This window comes from Streptomyces sp. NPDC041784 (assembly GCF_055591025.1).
Map to the genome: position 1 here is coordinate 1 of NZ_JBVJAB010000066.1, position 16,972 is coordinate 16,972.

General features: G+C 72.4%; 16 protein-coding genes and 1 pseudogene. 8 read left to right on the top strand and 9 right to left on the bottom strand.

The genetic code is table 11. The features are described from left to right. Positions 1–208: 208 nt before the first annotated feature. Entirely contained in the window at positions 209–1,129 is a 921-nt protein-coding gene (locus ACZ6D7_RS46815; RefSeq protein ID WP_469504954.1) for a 1-phosphofructokinase family hexose kinase, read from the top strand. 7 nt (positions 1,130–1,136) lie between these two features. On the opposite strand, the gene ACZ6D7_RS46820 is transcribed toward ACZ6D7_RS46815, so the two are convergent. After that, complete coding sequence (locus ACZ6D7_RS46820) at positions 1,137–2,102, bottom strand: carbohydrate-binding protein (protein ID WP_469504956.1); 966 nt, start codon at positions 2,100–2,102, stop codon at positions 1,137–1,139. A 131-nt stretch (positions 2,103–2,233) separates the two neighbouring features. Further along, positions 2,234–3,901 (bottom strand): diguanylate cyclase CdgB, encoded by a 1,668-nt coding sequence (gene cdgB, locus ACZ6D7_RS46825; RefSeq protein ID WP_469504958.1) that lies wholly within the window; start codon positions 3,899–3,901, stop codon positions 2,234–2,236. Positions 3,902–4,372: 471 nt separating this feature from the next. On the opposite strand from cdgB, the gene ACZ6D7_RS46830 reads away from it, so the two are divergent. Continuing rightward, positions 4,373–4,891, top strand: a complete 519-nt coding sequence (locus tag ACZ6D7_RS46830) for a flavin reductase family protein (RefSeq protein ID WP_469504960.1) — start codon at positions 4,373–4,375, stop codon at positions 4,889–4,891. A gap of 191 nt (positions 4,892–5,082) precedes the next feature. Next, positions 5,083–5,490, top strand: a complete 408-nt coding sequence (locus ACZ6D7_RS46835) for a GNAT family N-acetyltransferase (protein WP_469504981.1) — start codon at positions 5,083–5,085, stop codon at positions 5,488–5,490. Between the two features lie 60 nt (positions 5,491–5,550). On the opposite strand, the gene ACZ6D7_RS46840 is transcribed toward ACZ6D7_RS46835, so the two are convergent. Further along, on the bottom strand, positions 5,551–6,402 hold the full coding sequence (locus ACZ6D7_RS46840; protein ID WP_469504962.1) for a sigma-70 family RNA polymerase sigma factor: 852 nt from the start codon (positions 6,400–6,402) through the stop codon (positions 5,551–5,553). A gap of 97 nt (positions 6,403–6,499) precedes the next feature. After that, positions 6,500–6,937 (bottom strand): alternative ribosome rescue aminoacyl-tRNA hydrolase ArfB, encoded by a 438-nt coding sequence (gene arfB / locus ACZ6D7_RS46845; protein ID WP_469504964.1) that lies wholly within the window; start codon positions 6,935–6,937, stop codon positions 6,500–6,502. Between the two features lie 183 nt (positions 6,938–7,120). Between arfB and ACZ6D7_RS46850 the strand changes: the two genes are divergently transcribed. Then, entirely contained in the window at positions 7,121–7,696 is a 576-nt protein-coding gene (locus ACZ6D7_RS46850; RefSeq protein ID WP_030785528.1) for a TerD family protein, read from the top strand. A gap of 75 nt (positions 7,697–7,771) precedes the next feature. On the opposite strand, the gene ACZ6D7_RS46855 is transcribed toward ACZ6D7_RS46850, so the two are convergent. Continuing rightward, entirely contained in the window at positions 7,772–8,665 is an 894-nt protein-coding gene (locus ACZ6D7_RS46855; protein WP_469504966.1) for a PhzF family phenazine biosynthesis protein, read from the bottom strand. A 107-nt stretch (positions 8,666–8,772) separates the two neighbouring features. On the opposite strand from ACZ6D7_RS46855, the gene ACZ6D7_RS46860 reads away from it, so the two are divergent. Further along, positions 8,773–9,315 carry a GNAT family N-acetyltransferase gene (locus tag ACZ6D7_RS46860; protein WP_469504968.1) on the top strand — a complete coding sequence of 181 codons (543 nt, stop codon included), beginning with the start codon at positions 8,773–8,775 and terminating at the stop codon, positions 9,313–9,315. Between the two features lie 43 nt (positions 9,316–9,358). On the opposite strand, the gene ACZ6D7_RS46865 is transcribed toward ACZ6D7_RS46860, so the two are convergent. Beyond that, positions 9,359–10,762, bottom strand: coding sequence for a M1 family metallopeptidase (locus tag ACZ6D7_RS46865; RefSeq protein WP_469504970.1), 1,404 nt, complete (start codon positions 10,760–10,762; stop codon positions 9,359–9,361). A gap of 57 nt (positions 10,763–10,819) precedes the next feature. Between ACZ6D7_RS46865 and ACZ6D7_RS46870 the strand changes: the two genes are divergently transcribed. Further along, positions 10,820–11,320, top strand: coding sequence for a hypothetical protein (locus ACZ6D7_RS46870; protein WP_469504972.1), 501 nt, complete (start codon positions 10,820–10,822; stop codon positions 11,318–11,320). A 63-nt stretch (positions 11,321–11,383) separates the two neighbouring features. On the opposite strand, the gene ACZ6D7_RS46875 is transcribed toward ACZ6D7_RS46870, so the two are convergent. Continuing rightward, positions 11,384–12,073, bottom strand: coding sequence for a pentapeptide repeat-containing protein (locus tag ACZ6D7_RS46875; protein ID WP_469504974.1), 690 nt, complete (start codon positions 12,071–12,073; stop codon positions 11,384–11,386). Positions 12,074–12,184: 111 nt separating this feature from the next. On the opposite strand from ACZ6D7_RS46875, the gene ACZ6D7_RS46880 reads away from it, so the two are divergent. Continuing rightward, complete coding sequence (locus ACZ6D7_RS46880) at positions 12,185–13,156, top strand: zinc-binding dehydrogenase (protein WP_469504975.1); 972 nt, start codon at positions 12,185–12,187, stop codon at positions 13,154–13,156. 111 nt (positions 13,157–13,267) lie between these two features. Next, complete coding sequence (locus ACZ6D7_RS46885; RefSeq protein ID WP_469504977.1) at positions 13,268–14,776, top strand: MFS transporter; 1,509 nt, start codon at positions 13,268–13,270, stop codon at positions 14,774–14,776. A 93-nt stretch (positions 14,777–14,869) separates the two neighbouring features. Here ACZ6D7_RS46885 and ACZ6D7_RS46890 read toward each other — a convergent pair whose 3' ends face one another. After that, positions 14,870–16,276, bottom strand: a complete 1,407-nt coding sequence (locus ACZ6D7_RS46890) for an NAD(P)/FAD-dependent oxidoreductase (RefSeq protein ID WP_469504979.1) — start codon at positions 16,274–16,276, stop codon at positions 14,870–14,872. Beyond that, positions 16,273–16,879: pseudogene (locus tag ACZ6D7_RS46895) on the bottom strand (rhomboid-like protein). Before ACZ6D7_RS46895 ends, ACZ6D7_RS46890 begins: the two are co-directional and overlap by 4 nt. Positions 16,880–16,972: the final 93 nt, after the last annotated feature.

Sequence of the window (16,972 nt, forward strand, 5' to 3'; positions counted from 1 at the left end):
AACTCCCGGACACTGCGACGCTCCGCGTCGCCACCACACGATGCCATTCCTCCCAGGCGTAAACGCCTGGGGTTCCTCGCAAGAATCTCGCTGAAACGTCCTCTCCCACAGGAACGGTGGCCGACCCGAGGACTGGGCCGGTCGCCGTCCTTTTGGCATGATCAGGCCTCCGAAGGCAACGTGCACGAGTAATCGGGGGGAGGTCCAGGTGATCCTGACGGTCACGCTGAACGCCGCTCTCGACATCACCTATCGGGTGCCGTCGCTGCGGCCGCACGCCTCGCACCGGGTGACGGACGTGGTGGAACGGCCCGGCGGCAAAGGGCTGAACGTGGCCCGGGTGCTGGCCGCGCTCGGGCACGAGGTGACGGTCACCGGGTTCGCGGGCGGCGGCACCGGCCGCGAGATACGGGAACGGCTCACCGGGGTCGTGGACGCGCTCGTCCCGGTCTCCGGGCCCTCCCGCCGCACGGTCGCCGTCGTCGACGCCCGCACCGGCGACGCGACCCAGCTCAACGAGCCCGGCCCGCTCGTCATCCCCGCCGAGTGGTCCGCCTTCCTGGCGGCGTACGAGGAACTGGTGGCCGGCGCCGAGGCGGTGGCCCTCTGCGGCAGTCTGCCGCCGGGGGTGCCGGTGGGCGCGTACGCGGGCCTGGTGCGTACGGCACGGTCCGCGGGTGTACCGGTCCTGCTGGACACCAGCGGGGAGCCGCTGCGCCGGGGGGTCGCCGCCCGCCCGGACATCGTCAAGCCGAACGCCGACGAACTGGCCGAACTCACCGGCTCCCACGAGCCGCTGAGGGCGACTCAGGACGCCCGCCGACGGGGCGCCCAGTCCGTGGTGGCCTCCCTGGGGGCCGAGGGGCTGGTCGCGGCGACCCCGGAGGGCCGCTGGCGGGCCACCCCGCCCGCCCGGTTCGGCGGCAACCCGACAGGCGCCGGCGACTCCGTCTCGGCGGGCCTGCTCTCGGGCCTGGTGGAGGACCTCCCCTGGCCCGACCGCCTGTCCCGCGCGGTCGCCCTTGCCGCGGCGACGGTCCTGTCCCCGACAGCGGGCGACTTCGACCGGGCGGCGTACGAGGAATTGGTGAGCCGGGTCGCGGTGACCGGGGAGGTCACCGCGGCCTGATCCGGCGCTACTCCTTGACCTGGCCCTTCTTCAGCCACAGCTGGTCCAGCAGCACGTCGCACTTGTCGCCGTTCTCGCAGGAGACGGAGATCGTGTTGGTGCCCTTGGTGAGGCTGGGCCAGGCGTAGGTGGTCGTCCAGCCGTTCACGAAGTCGCCGCCGGCCGCCTTGGCGTAGTTTTCCAGGCTCAGCGAGTTGCCGAACTTCTTGCCGTTGATCGTGAGGGTCATCGACTGGTCCGCACCGGGCACGCTGTAGTGCGCGAAGACCGTGTACGTGCCGTCCTCGGGAATCCCGTTGACCGTCCACGTCACGGAATTGCCCACCTGGTTCAGGTTGCCCACGTACACACCGCCGTCGGCCTGCGCGCCCTGGACGTCCGAGGCCAGGGCCGCGGTGCCGCCGAGCTTCAGCGCCTTCGCGTCGATCGTCGGCAGTTCCTTCTCCGTCGCCTCGCTGGTGGAGGACTCGCTGGGGGAGGCGCTCGCGGAGGTGGAGGGGGCGGCGGAGGTCTGGTTGCCCCCGGCGTTGTCGTCGGTGCCGTCGTCGCCGTTGGTCATCACCACGACGATGCCGACCACGACCGCGGCGACCACCGCGACCGCGCCGATCAGCAGCCCCTTGGTGTTGGGGCCCCGGCCCCGGCCGCCGCCACCACCCTGCGCGGACGGCTGACGGCCCGTCGGGCCGCCCGGGGCGGAGAAACTCTCGGGCGCCGCGTAGTGGGCGTTCGGCTGGCCGTGCGCGCCCTGTTGGGGGACGGTCGGCTGGCCGCCGTACTGCCCGTACTGGGCCGTCTGCTGTGGCTGTCCGTACTGGCGCTCGCCGACCGCGCGCACCCGGCTGACCGAGTTGGGGTAGCCGTAGCCACCACCGGAGGGCGGCTGGGCCCCGTTGGCCTGACCGTCGGCGTAGAGGTAGCCGAACGGGTCGTCGTCCTCGGGCGTGCTCGCGCCGTTGTTGCCGGGCGTCATCCCTTCGTACTCCTCAACAGGTGCGGGGTTGATGCGATGCAAGGTGAGAATGGCGAGCCTACCCGCTCCCCATGCCCCAAACAGGTGACTCGGATCGCATCAGCTCGGTAACCGGGCCACTGACCTGGTGATCATCCCGCACGTCTGTGCTGTTTGGGACGAGATCGTTTCTCGACGTACATCCGTTCGTCGGCGGACTTCAGCACTTCGTCCGCGGTCATCCCGCAGTGCGCCCACCCGATGCCGAAGCTGGCACCGACCCGGACGGCACGTCCCTCGGCGCGGATCGGCTGGATGATCTCGTTGCGCAGGCGTACGGCGAGGTCCTGGGCGTCGGCGCGGCCGAGCCCGTCGGCGAGGATGACGAACTCGTCGCCGCCGAGCCGGGCGACGGTGTCGCCGTCGCGCACACAGTGCGACAGCCGCCGGGCGACCTCGATGAGGACCGCGTCGCCCGCGTTGTGCCCGAACCGGTCGTTGATCGACTTGAAGCCGTCGAGGTCGCAGAAGAGCACCGCGAGGCCCTTGGCGCCGTCGTCGCGGGCGCCCTCCTCGGGGGCGACGGTGTGCACGTGGTGGTCGTAGGCGTCGAGCGCCTCCACACCGCCGGGCCGGTAGTCGAAGCCGTGGCCGTTGGCGTCGAAGGCGGGGTGGCCGTAGACCTGGTCCATGACGTCGACGGCGGCCGGGTGGGTCGACTGGGGGCGCTGGCAGAGCCGGGAGGAGAGGCGCGAGCGCAGTTCGGCGGAGTTCGGCAGGCCGGTGAGGGAGTCGTGCGAGGCGCGATGGGCGAGCTGGAGCTCGCGGCGCTTGCGCTCCTCGATGTCCTCGACGTGAGTGAGGAGGAAGCGCGGCCCGTCGGCGGCGTCGGCGACGACGGAGTTGCGGAGGCTGACCCAGACGTAGGTGCCGTCCCGGCGGCCCAGGCGCAGTTCGGCGCGGCCGCCCTCCGCGGACGTACGGAGCAGGGTGCCTATGTCCTCGGGGTGGACGAGGTCGGAGAAGGAGTAGCGGCGCATCGCGGAGGCGGGCCGGCCGAGGAGGCGGCACAGCGCGTCGTTGGTGCGGAGGATCCGGCCGTGCTGGTCGCCGCCCATCTCGGCGATGGCCATGCCGGAGGGGGCGTACTCGAACGCCTGCCGGAAGGATTCCTCACTGGCGCGCAGGGCCTGCTGCTCGCGTTCGAGCCGGACCAGCGCCCGCTGCATATTCGCGCGTAGACGTGCGTTGCTGATGGCGATGGCGGCCTGGAAGGCGTACATCTGGAGCGCCTCGCGGCCCCAGGCGCCGGGCCGCCGGCCGTTGCGCGGCCGGTCCACGGACAGGACGCCGACCAGCTCGCCGCCGGGGCCGCTGCCGGGCGTGGGGGGCGTGAACATCGGCGCGAAGAGCCGGTCGGAGGGGTGCCACTCGTCCTCGAAGCGGGGCGCGGGCCCGTCGGTGTACCACTGCGGGACGTCGTCGTCGTCGAGGATCCAGCCCTCGGTGTGGGGTATGAAGACCAGGTCGCCCCAGGTCTCGCCCATGCTCAGGCGCCGCTCCCAGGACTCGCGCGAGCCGACCCGGCCGGTGATCAGGGCCTCGGCGGCGGGGTTCCCGGAGAAGGCGGCGACCACGAGATCGCCGTCGGGGCGTACGAGGTTGACGCACGCCAGCTCGTAGCCCAGTGCGGTGACCACGCCGTCGGCGACGGTCTGCAGTGTGTCGGCCAGGCTGCGGGCCGTGTTCATGTCGGCCATGACCTGGTGCAGCTGTCGCAGGGACGCAAGGCGGACGTACGGCTCCGACTCGGTCTCCATGCTTCGCCCTCCCCCCGAGACTTCGCAGCGAATCAAGGGTTGTCTTCGGCGTAACGTCGTTTCTGGTGCTGTGTCTGTCGGTGTGTGTGTCCTTGTGACGCCTCCGCCACTGAATCACAGCGCGCTGCCCACTCGGTACACAGGGTCAACAATTAATGCCCCTTGTGACTCAAGTCACATATGAACGTGAACAATTGAGTGGAGTTTCTGCGTTTTCCCTGTGTGTTTACTGAGCGTATGACAACACATGGCCGAGCGTACGGGAACGGCCGGTGAATCGCTCCGCTACCTCAAGATCGACGAATCCGGGATCCGTCGGGGGTCCTACGACCGGGACCGGACCGTCCTCGGGCGCAAGCCCGATGCGGGGCCGTCCGGGCGGACACTAGCGTGCGGAGGGTGCTGCCTCCAGACGTACTGAAGACTCCCCCTGTCCCCGCCCCCGGCCCGGCCCCCGGGCATGCTGTGGGGGTGAGCAACGACGAGTTCCGCGCGGTCATGTCCCGGCTGGCGGGCGGAGTGGTCCTGGTGACCGCGCAGGAGCCGCCGCTGGACCCGGACGACCCCCGGGCGCCGCAGGGCGAGTACGCCGGCATGACGGCCACCGCCTTCCTGTCGGTCTCCCTGGACCCGCCGCTGGTCCTGGTCAGCCTGCGCGCGGGCTCCCGCATGGACGACCTGCTCGACGAACAGCCCCTGTGGGCGGTGTCGGTGCTCGCCGAGAGCCAGCGGCACATCGCCGGCCGGTTCGCGATGAAGGGCCGCCTCAGCGACCGGCTGCTCTTCGAGGACATCCCGTACACCCTCGGCGCGATCACCGGCGCGCCGCTCGTGGGCGGGGCGCTGGGCACCCTGGAGTGCCGTACCGAGCAGCGGGTGCCGGCGGGCGACCACACGCTGGTGATCGGCCGGGTGCTGGGCGCGCGGATGCCGAGCGCGGACGGCGGACCGCTGGTGTATTTCCGGGGCAGGTACCGGCAGTTGGGGTGAGCGGGAATTCGGTGGCCGGTCCCCGCCCGCCGTCCTACGGTGCCCGGATGACGACGCCATCGCCCTCGACTTCGACCCCGACATCGACCCCGACATCGACCCCGACTTCGGCCCCGACTTCGGCCTCTTCTTCCGGGTCTTTCCTCAGGCTCGAAGAAATCACACGCGCGAACATCGACGCCGCGCTGGGAATTCGGGTGCGCCCGGAACAGGAATTCGCGGTCAGCCCGGTGGTGAAGTCGCTCGCCGAGGCATACGTCCATCCCGGCGTCGCCTGGCCCCGCCTCATCGTCGACGGCGACCGTCCCGTCGGCTTCCTCATGGCCTTCTTCGACATCGACTGGAACGACGACGGCGGCGGCCCGATCCGCTCCGGCCTGTGGCGCCTGAACATCGCGGCCGGCGAGCAGGGCCGGGGCTACGGCCGGTTCGCCGTACGGTCGGTCGCCGAGGAGATCCGCCGCCGGGGCGGCAGGCAGCTGTACGTCACCTGGCACCCCGGCGACCACGGCCCGGAGAACTTCTACCTCGGCCTCGGCTTCCGGGACACCGGGGAGCGCAGCGAGGAAGAGACGGTGGGCGTCCTGGCGCTGGACTGACCGGACGGCCCGCCCGGAGCACGTGCCGTGACCACTCGTCCGGAGCACTCGCCCGGCCCCTCAGAGGAGGGTGACGTCGAGCCCGGCCAGGCGTCCGGGGTCGGTGATGATGTCGATCACGGCGATCCGATCGTGTACGAACGTGAAGGCGAGGGCACGCTCCACGCGCCCGCCCACCGGCACCGCCAACCCGGTCGCCCCGTCGACGAGCGCCGGCACGGACACCCGGGCCAGTGCGGCGAAGCGGGCCGCCGCGGAGGCGACCGCCGTCGCGCCGGTGGTCACGCCGGCCTCGGTGCGGGCCACGACGTCCGGGTCGAGGACGTCCAGCAGCCCCGCCAGGTCACCCTGCCGGGCGGCGGCGAGGAAGGCGTCGACGACCGCCCGCCGCCGGGCGGGATCGGCGGGCCGCCCCTCGGGCGCCCCCGCGTCCCGCACCCGGCGCCGGGCCCGGCTGGCGAGCTGCCGGGCGGCGGCCGGGGACCTGCCGACGACGCCCGCGACCTCGTCGTACGGCACGGCGAACAGGTCGTGCAGGACGAAGGCCAGCCGTTCGGCGGGGGTGAGGGTGTCGAGGACGACGAGGAGGGCGACGCCCACGGAGTCGGCGAGCAGGACGTCCTGCACCGGGTCCGACGGCCCCGCCGAGAGCTCCGGCGTCCAGGCCTCCAGCGGCTCCTCCGCGCGGGAGCGGCGCGAGCGCAGCATGTCCAGGCAGACCCGTCCGACGACGGTCGTCAGCCAGCCCCCGAGGTTGTCGATCCCGTCGTCCCCGCTCCGGCTGAGCCGCACCCACGCCTCCTGCACGGCGTCGTCGGCCTCGGCGAGCGAACCGAGCATGCGGTGGGCGACGGCGCGCAGCTGCCCGCGGTGCTCCTCGAAGCGGTCGGCCAGGAATGCGTACTCGCTCATGTGTCGTCACAGCCTCTCGTCGCGATCCGTCGTCGACGACATGACGGATCGCGCGGCGGGAGTGTGACGAGGACGGACGAGGGACAGCGGGGGCGGATCAGCCCCAGTCGCGGCCGGTCCGCCCCCGCTTGGTCTCCGCGCGCTGCTTCTTCTCCCGCAGCCGGCGCTCGTTGATCCCGCGCGGGATCCGGGTCGGCCGGCGCGGCTTCGGCGGCGGCGCCGTGGCCTCCGCGAGCAGCGCCGCGAGGCGTACGGCGGCGGTCTCGCGGTTGCGCCACTGGGACCGGTGCTCGGAGGCACGGACGGCGACGACCCCGTCGACCAGCCGCCCGGCCAGCCGCTCCAGCGCCCGCGCCTTCCACACCTCGGGCAGCGCCTCGGTGCGGGCCAGGTCGAAGCGCAGCTCCACCTGCGAGTCACTGGTGTTGACGTGCTGGCCACCCGGCCCCGAGGACCGCGAGAAGCGCCAGATCAGCTCCGCCTCGGGCAGGGCGACGGAACCGCGGATGAGATAGGGACCGGACATGTCGTCCATGGTCCCGCCTCTGTCCGGTCCACGTCACCCCAATATCGCGGGTGCCACCGTCCGGCCGGGGGACACTTGGTAAAGAAAGTAAAGACACGGGGAACCTTCGGCCCCCTTCACTGCGTTCATAGGGATAGCTGTAGCTTCGTGCCGCACGAAGCCTCTACGCAACGAGGGAAAGGACTCCCAACCATGGCTGTAAGCCTGTCCAAGGGTGGCAACGTCTCGCTCACCAAGGAGGCTCCGGGCCTGACCGCCGTCACCGTGGGCCTCGGCTGGGACGTCCGCACCACCACCGGCACGGACTTCGACCTCGACGCCTCGGCGATCGCGGTCAACCCCCAGGGCAAGGTCTACTCGGACGGCCACTTCGTCTTCTTCAACAACAAGCAGACGCCGGACCAGACCATTGTCCACACCGGCGACAACCGCACCGGTGAGGGCGCGGGCGACGACGAGGCGATCAACGTCAACCTGGCCGGCCTCCCGGCCGACGTCGACAAGATCGTCTTCCCGGTCTCGATCTACGACGCGGAGAACCGCTCGCAGAACTTCGGCCAGGTCCGCAACGCCTACATCCGTATCGTCAACCAGGCCGGCGGTGCCGAGATCGCCCGCTACGACCTCTCGGAGGACGCGGCGACCGAGACCGCCATGGTCTTCGGTGAGCTGTACCGCAACGGCGCGGAGTGGAAGTTCCGCGCCGTCGGCCAGGGCTACGCCTCGGGCCTGGCGGGCATCGCCCAGGACTTCGGCGTCAACGTCTGATCCGACGCCCCGGCTCGCGCGGAGCCCCCGGTCACGCCCTCGGGCGAGCCGGGGGCTCCGCGCGTGTCCGGCGCCTCAGCCGATGCGAGCCCCCGCGCCGCCGACCCGGACGCGCGGGTCACCCGCGCGCAGCGTCACCGTCAGCTCGCCGGGCCGGCCCAGGTCCTCGCCCTGGTGCAGGGTGAGGACGGCGTCCTCGGGGACCAGGCCGAGTTCACGGACGTAGGCGCCGAACGCGGCGGCCGCGGCGCCGGTCGCCGGGTCCTCGACGACGCCGCCGACGGGGAACGGGTCACGGACATGGAAGACGGTGGCCGACTCCCGCCACACCAGCTGGACCGTGGTCAGGTCCAGGCGGTGCATCAGGGCTTCGAGGCGCGCGAAGTCGTACGCGAGATCCGCGAGGCGAGCGCGCGTCGCCCCCGCGAGAACGAGATGCCGGGCGCCGGCGAACGCGATACGGGGCGGGAAGGCCGGGTCGAGATCGGCGGCCGGCCAGTCGAGCGCGGCCAGCGCCTCCGCGAGGTCGGCGTCGGCGATCTCCTCGACGTGCGGTTCGACGCTGGTGAGCGTGGCCCGGACGGTGCCGCCCTCCTCGGCCACCTCCACCGGTACGGTGCCGGCGCGCGTCGCGAACACCAGCTCCCCGGGGCCGATCCGCTCGGCGAGCGCGACGGCGGTGGCGACGGTGGCGTGCCCGCAGAACGGCACCTCGGCCTTGGGGCTGAAGTAGCGGATGGTGTACGCCCGCCCCTCCGTGCCGCCGAGCCCCTCCCGGCCGCCGAGTCCCTCCGGGGGCGCGGTCAGGAACGCGGACTCCGAGTATCCGAGGTCGGCGGCGATGGCCAGCATCTCGCTGTCGTCCAGGCCGGTGGCGTCCAGCACGACACCGGCGGGGTTCCCGCCGTCGGGGGTGCTGGAGAAGGCGGTGTAGCGCAGGACCTCGGGCGTCGGCACAGTCGTCGTCATGCCCCTGGCAACTCGGCGCGGTACGGGGCTATTCCTGAACGCGGAAGGAGGCGGGCCCGGCGATCCGGGCCCCCCGTGGCGGTGCCCGGCGTTCTACCCTCCCTCGCATGCTCCTGACCCCGCTCCCCCTCACCCCCGACCACGACATCCCGCCGCCCCTCCTCACCGAACTCACCGCCCTGTACGCCTCCGACCACGAGTTCCAGGCGCTCAGCGGCGACTTCCCCGACCCGGACGACATCCGCCCGGAGCAGGTCGCGGCCGCGCTCGCGCAGGAGCTGGCCCATCCGGACGTCGAGGTCCTGCTCGCCCGCAGCCAGGGGCGGCTCGTCGGGGTCGTGATCACCCTCGCGCGCCATCCCGACCCGGCCGACCCCGACCCCTGGATCGGGCTGCTGCTCGTGGACGCCGCCGTCCAGGGACAGGGGCACGGACGGCGGATCGCCGAGCGGGTGGAGGAGCGGTTCCGGCAGGCCGGCCGCGGCGCCGTACGCCTCGCCGTCCTCGACGCCAACCCCAGGGGCCTGGCCTTCTGGACCGCCCTCGGCTACGAGGTCGTCGACCGGCGCCCCGACCTTCGGCTCGCCCGCCCCTGCGCCGTACTGCGCAAGCGCCTGCGCCCGCCCCACGGAGAAGACCGGCCGGACTGACCCGACCCCCGACCCCCGACCCCGCGTCGGTCTCCGGCCGCCGTCAGGGCAGCTCCGGCTGTCCCTCTCCGTGGAGCCAGTCGTCCCAGATCGCGTCGAAGTCCTCGTCCGGGGCCTGTCGTTCCACGTACGCCGTGAAGTCGTCCGTGTCCGCGGTGCCGTGGCGGTGGGCGGCGGTCCAGCCCTGCACGAGGTCGTAGAAGGCGTCGTCGCCGACCGTCTCGCGGATCAGGTGGATCACCATCGCGCCGCGCTGATAGACCGGGGCGTCGGAGATGTGCGCGGCGCTGGTGGGCTTCCCGGGCGGGAAGTCCCAGAGGTCCTCGTACGTCTCCTCGCCGTGGTCGTACAGCTCGGTGAAGGTCTCCTCCGCCGTGGCGCCGCCCTCGTCCTCCGTCCACAGCCACTCGGCATAGGTCGCGAGGCCCTCGTTGAGCCACATGTCCTGCCAGGTCCTCGGCGTGACGGAGTCGCCGAACCACTGGTGGGCGGTCTCGTGGACGAGGGTCACGGTGTCGGGGGCGCCGGGGTAGACCGGCCGGTTCTGGGTCTCCAGGGCGTAGCCGGCGTCCTCGGGGCGGTCGACGATCGCGCCGGTGGAGGAGAACGGGTACGGGCCGAAGTTGTCCTCGGCCCACTCCATCACCTCGGGGAGCCGGGCGAGCACCGCGCGGCTCGCCTCGGACTGCGTCGGGTCGACCGCGACGTACACCGGCAGACCGCCGGGCGTCGTGGACTCGGTGACCGTGTACCGGCCGATCGCCAGGGTGGCGGCGTGGCTCGCCATGGGCTCGGCGGTACGCCAGGCGAACGTGGTGCGCCCGCCGCTGGTCCGCTCGCTCCTCAGCTCGCCGTTGGAGACGGCCGTCAGGCCCTTCGGGACCGTCACGGCGACGTCGTACGACGCCTTGTCGGAGGGGTGGTGGCTGCCGGGGAACCAGGCCATGGAGCCGGTCGGTTCGCCGAGCGCCAGTGCCCCGTCCTCGGTGGGCAGCCAGCCCTCCTCGGAGCCGTCCGGGTCGGTGATCGTCCGTGGCCGGCCGGCGTAGCTCACCGTCACCTCGAAGGTCTCGCCCTGTGCCAGTCGGTCGGGCGGGCGGACGGTCAGTTCCTGGCCGTCGCGGTCGGTGCCGGCCTCGCGGCCCTCGACCATGACCTTCGTGACGTCCAGGCCCTTCAGATCGAGGTCGAAGGAGGCGAGGTCCTGCGTGGCGCGGGCCGTGATCACCGCCCTGCCGGTGAGGCGCTCGCCGTCGGGGTCGTAGGCGAGGGTCAGGCCGTAGTGGGAGACGTCGTAGCCGCCGTTGCCCGCCTTCGGGAAGTAGGGGTCGCCCACGCCGGACGATCCGTGGTGCGCGCCGTCTCCCGATCCGCCGTCGCAGCCGGTCAGAGCGAGGGCGGTGGTCAGCAGTAAGGCGGCCGGGACAAGGCGCACGGATCGGGACATGTCAGGGATCCTATGGGGAGGGCGGGCCCGGACGAGGAGGCGTGACACCATCCCTACGTGCTCGACATCGGCTATGCCCTCTCCAACCGCTTCCCGGACCCGCCGCAGACGGACTACCGCCGCGCGGACGTCCACACCCTGCGCCACGACCTGTTCTGCGGGGACGTCTACCTCGCCGACGCCAAGGCGGACCGGGAGTTGTCCACAGCCTGGGGATGGGTGCCGGTGCTCGACTTCGCGTGGGCGCTGTGCGACATCGTGGAGCGGATCGACCAGGACCCGGCGGGCTCCCGCGCCTCCCGCCCTCAGTACGCCGAACTGGACTTCACCGAGTCCACCGACCGCATGCTCTTCGAACGCCGCTTCGGCTGGGTGGACATCGAGGCCGACTGGATGCCGGCCGAGGAAGCCCCGCTCACCTTCTCCCACGCCGAACTGCGCCGCGAGTCCCGCGACTTCCTGCACGACCTCCTCGCCGACCTGGTCGATCTGCACGAGGACCTGGGCGAGAACCCGGCGATCTGGACGCTCCAGGCGAAGTTCCCGAGGATCGGGTGACCCTGCTCAGCCCCCCTCAGCCCCCTCCACCCTGATCCCCCTCAGCCCTCCGCCTTGATCCCCTCAGCCCTCCACCCTGATCCCCAGCTGCCCCGCCAGCACCGGCGCCAGGTCCAGCAGCTGCCCGGCGCTGATCACCGCTCCCGACAGCCGGTCCACACCCGCCGCGACGGTGAGTTCCGTGGCGCCGCGCAGGTCCACGTCCGTCAGGGTCGCCGCGGTGAGGTCGGCGGATCTCAGCGCGCAGTCCACGAACTCGACCCGCTCCAGCCGGGCCCCGCCGAAGTCCGGCTCGACCAGCACGCAGGACTCGAAGACGACGTCCCGCAGCCGCGCCTGACGCAGGTTCAGATAGTCGATCTTGCCGCCGCGGACCACCACCCGCTCCAGCACGGCGCCATGCAGCTGGGTGCCGCCCAGCCGGGCGTCCACCAGCTCGACGTCCCGCAGTGTCGACTCGGCGAGCTGGGTGCCGACGCCCCGGATGCCGGTGAGGACCGAGTCGAGCAGCCGGGCGTGGTGCAGCCGCGTCCCGTCCAGCGTGCAGCCGGTCAGCGCGCAGTCCATGAAGCGGGCGCCCGCGCCGTCCTGTCCGGCGAGGTCCGTCTCGCGGAAATCCAACCCGTCGTAGTCCCCGTCCGGCTCCAGCTCACCACCCTCGTACGGCTCCAGGGCCGGCAGCCGCACCTCCGGCCGCCGCGCGCCCTTCACGCCTGTCCCCTTGCCCGCCCCGCCTGCCCGTGTCCTCGCCATGCCCCCCATGCTGCACCCCGCCACTGACAATCCCCCGGACCACCCTTGACCTCAACCAAGGTCGAGGTTGAAGAGTGGGAGCCCTGAGACCGCACTCCTGGGGGAAGCCACATGCACGCCATCCGTCTGCACACCTACGGCCCCGCCGAGAACCTCACCTACGAGCGGGTCGAGGACCCGGCGCCCGGCCCCGGCCAGGTCCGCATCGCCGTCGAGGCCGCCGGTGTGCACCTGCTCGACACCGCCCTGCGCGAAGGCATGAAGGGCCCCGCGCCCGAGCCCACGCCCCTCCCCACGATCCCCGGCCGCGAGGTCGCCGGTGTGGTCGAGGCGCTCGGCGAGGGGACACCGGGCTCCTGGCTCGGCAAGCGGGTCGTCGCCCACCTCGGCTTCGCCCCCGGAGGCTACGCCGAACTGGCCGTCACCGACGCCGGCCGCCTGCACGAGATCCCGGCGAACCTGGACCCGGCCCAGGCCGTCGCCATGATAGGCACGGGCCGTACGGCCCTCGGCATCCTCCAGTTCGCCGAGCCCGGCCCGGACACCGTCGCCGTGGTCCCCGCGGCGGCCGGCGGCATCGGCACCCTCCTCGTGCAGTACGCCCGCAACGCCGGCGCCACCGTCGTCGGTCTCGCCGGCGGCCCCGCGAAGACGGCGCTGGTCGCGGCGAACGGCGCCGATCTCGCCGTCGACTACAAGGACCCCGCCTGGCCCGACAAGGTCCGCGCCTTCCTCGGCGGCCGGGCCGCCACCGTCGTCTTCGACGGCGTCGGCGGGGACGTCGCCCGCGAGGCGATCGGTCTCCTCGGCCCACGCGGCAGGCACATCGTCTTCGGCTGGTCGGCCGAAGGCCTCGACGCCGGAGAGGGCCTCTTCGTCGAGGGCGTCTCCGAGTCGGTGCTCGGGCCGGTGATGCTGGAGAAGGCGGGCGGTCTGCGGGCCTTGGAAGTGCGCGCCCTCACCGAGGCCGCCGAGGGCCGGCTCACCCCGGCCGTGCACCGCTTCCCGCTCGCCGAGGCCGCCGCCGCGCACCGCGCCCTGGAGAACCGGGGGACGACCGGAAAGGTGGTGCTGGAGCCATGAAGGTCGTGAACGGTGGTGGTGCCGGAGCCATGACCGGCGACAGGTCCGCGGCTGCGGACCGCATCACCCGTCCGGAGTGCGATACATCCTGATTCATGGTCTTCTGACCCAATGAGTGTCACCCGGACAGGTGAATCCGCCGCCCCACGGCAGGAAGCCGACCCCCGCCGCTGGTGGGGCCTGGTGGTCATCGCCCTCGCCCAGCTCATGGTCGTCCTGGACGCGACGATCGTGAACATCGCGCTGCCGTCCGCGCAACGCGCCCTGGGGATCTCCGACGGCAACCGCCAGTGGGTGATCACCGCCTACACGCTGTCCTTCGGCGGTCTGCTCCTGCTCGGCGGCCGTGTCGCCGACCTGGTGGGCCGCAAGCGCACGTTCGTCATCGGGCTGATCGGCTTCGCCGCCGCCTCCGCGTTCGGCGGCGCGGCCACCACCTCGGGCATGCTGTTCTGCGCCCGCGCCCTCCAGGGCGCCTTCGCCGCCCTGCTCGCCCCGTCCGCGCTCAGCCTGCTGACGACGACGTTCACCGACCCCAGGGAGCGCGGCAAGGCCTTCGGCATCTACGGCGCCCTGGCCGGCAGCGGCGCCGCGATCGGCTTCATCGTCGGCGGGCTGCTCACCGAGTACCTGAACTGGCGCTGGTGCCTCTACGTCAACGTGCCGATCGCGATCGCGGCCGTCCTCGGCGCGCTCACCCTGCTGCACGACAGCCCCGGCCACCCCGCCCGCCTCGACGTGCCCGGTGTGCTGCTGGGCTGCGGCGGCCTGGTCGCGATCGTCGCCGGGTTCAGCGAGGCCGAGCCGCGCGGCTGGACCGACCCGCTGGTGCTGGCCCTGTTCGCGGCCGGGATCGTCCTGCTCGCGGCCTTCGTGTGGTGGCAGCGCCGGGCCCCGGTCCCGCTGCTGCCCCTCCATGTCATCAAGGACCGCAACCGCGCGGGCTGCTTCCTGACCATGGGCCTGGCCGTCATCGGCATGTTCGGCGTGTTCCTGTTCATGACCTACTACCTGCAGGTCATCCTCGACTACTCCCCCGTGCAGACGGGCCTGGCCTTCCTGCCGCTGACCGCCGCGATCATCACCGGCTCCACCCAGATCTCCGCCCGGCTGATCAACCGCGTCCCGCCGCGCATGCTGATGGTCCCCGGCATGCTCCTGGCCTCCGGCGGCATGGTGATCCTCACGCAGCTCACGGTGGACTCCTCCTACGCGAGCGAGATCCTGCCCGCGCTGCTCCTGATGGGCCTCGGCATGGGCCTGACCTTCATGCCGGTGTTCTCCACGGCCACGGCCGGGGTCGCCCCGCAGGACGCCGGCGTCACCTCGGCCACCGTCAACACCTCGCAGCAGGTCGGCGGTTCCATCGGTACGGCACTGCTCAACACGATCGCCACCACCAGCGGCACCGCCTACATCGCGGCCCATCTCACCGACCCCGACGGGCGGGACCTGGTCGCCCGCGAGGGCATCGTCCACGGCTACACGGTCGCCCTGTGGTGGGCCGCCGGAATCATGCTGCTGGCCGGCCTGGTCGCGGGCCTGATGGTGACGACCCACCCCCCGAAGCACGAGGTCCCGGCACCGGCGGCCGTACCGGGGACGGAGTCGCTGGCCTGAGCCGGGGACGGACCCGAGGGCCCGGCCCTTCCCCTCCGCCCGGCTCCTCCCCGCGGCTCAGCGCATCGCCGCGATTCAGTGCCGCCTCGCGACTCAGTGCCGCCCCGCCACCCGGTCCGCGATCCGGGCCAGCCGGGAGGAGCCGGCGCTGTGGCGTTCGGTCTCCCGGCGGTCGGCGGCGCGGTAGGTGGCGTACATGCCCTGCACACCCAGCCAGCGCAACGGCTCCGGCTCCCACTTGCGCACCTTGTGGCCGACCCACGGCAGGCCGGTCAGCGCGGTGGGCCCGGCCGCGCCGGAGTCCAGCCGGACCAGGTCGCACAGGGTCCGTCCGGCGAGATTGGCGGTGGCGACGCCGGAACCGACGTAACCACCCGCCCAGCCCAGGCCGGTGGCCCGGTCCAGGGTGACCGTCGCGCACCAGTCGCGCGGCACGCCCAGCACCCCCGACCAGGCGTGCTCGACGCGCACCCCGGCCAGCGCCGGGAAGAACCCGACGAGGATCTCCCGCAGCGCCTCGACCGTCGCGGGCTGCGTCCGCCCGTCGTGGTCCGTGCGCGACCCGAAGCGGTACGGCACTCCGCGCCCGCCCAGCGCGATCCGCCCGTCGGCGGTGCGCTGGGCGTACATGTAGACGTGCGCCATGTCGCCGAGCGTCTCGCGCCCGTCCCAGCCGACCGCCGCCCACTGCTCGTCGGTGAGCGGTTCGGTGGCGATCATCGAGGAGTTCATCGGCAGCCAGGTCCGCTTCTCGCCCTTCAGCGCGGCCGTGAAGCCCTCGGTGCACCGCAGCACGTACGGCGCCCGCACGGTCCCGTACGGGGTGACGGCCCGCCGCGCGTGGATCTCGGTCACCGGGGTCGACTCGTGGATGTCCACGCCGAGCGCCTCGACGACGGCCGCCAGCCCCTTCACCAGCCGCACCGGATGCACCCGGGCGCCGTGCGGCGTCCAGGTCGACCCGACGGCTCCCGCGACCCGCACCCGCTCCGCCGTCTCCCGGGCGTCGTACAGCTCGCGGTCCTGCTCCCCGTAGGCCAGTTCGTGGGCGTGGAACTCCTTCAGCCGGGCCAGCTGCGCGGGGGTCCGGGCGACCTCCAGGACGCCGCCCCGGTGGATGCCGGCGTCGATGCCCTCGGCCTTCGCCACCCGCACGACCTCGTCGACGGTGTCGTTCATGGCCCGCTGGAGCCGTACGGCGGCCTCCCGGCCGTGCAGCGCGGCGTACCGGTCGCGGCCGGCGATGCCGTTGTACAGCCAGCCGCCGTTGCGCCCGGAGGCGCCGTAACCGCAGAACCGCTGCTCCAGGACGGTGACCCTGAGGTCCGGGGCCGCCTTCTTCAGGTAGTACGCGGTCCACAGCCCGGTGTACCCGCCGCCGACGATCACGACGTCGGCGGACGCGTCACCGGCGAGCGGTTCCCGGACCGCCGGGAGGCCGTCGTCCGCGTACCAGAAGGAGATCCCGCCGTTCACGACATCGCTTGCCGAGCTGCTCATGGGCGGACGTTAACCCGGCCCGACGGCCCTGTCTCCTTCGGATTCCGTACTCTTCCCCGCCCTGTGACCAGCGGACAACAGGCGAGTCCGACGAGCACGGAGACGAAGTGGCCGAGGTCCGTGAAGCTCGCCCCGGTGGTCAGCGGGCAGGTGTGGACGAGCAGCACGACCACGAGATACGGGTACCGCCACGGCGTACGGATCCGGTACACGAGCACGGCGACGACGCCCGACAGCGCGTAACTCACTCCGACGTCCACCGTGTTCACCGCCGGCGCCGGGGCGCCGCCGTCCGTGATCGCCCGCGCCGGCAAGCCCTCGCTGATCAGCGTCGCCAGCACATGCGCCGCCCCGCACACCACCAGCCAACGCAGGGTCCCCAGCCAGCGCTCCGCCCGGGCGTGGAAGACGGAGTACAGCACGGCGTACGGCAGCCAGTACCCGCCGTCGATCCACATCGCGCTCGCCACCAGCACCCGTACGGGGATGGCTCGACAGCCCGTCGATGTCGGTGGACCGCCGGCGCAGGAACTCCTGCTCGAACTCCGGGGACATGTGGTGCGGGGCCACCGTGGTGACGAACAGGATCCCCAGCCACACCAGGACCTGTCCGGCCGATCAAGTCGCAGGAAAGCGACGGTGCCTCGGTAGTGCCGGTGAGCGGGGTGTGGTGCGTGCAGCTGCAAGGCGGAGGAG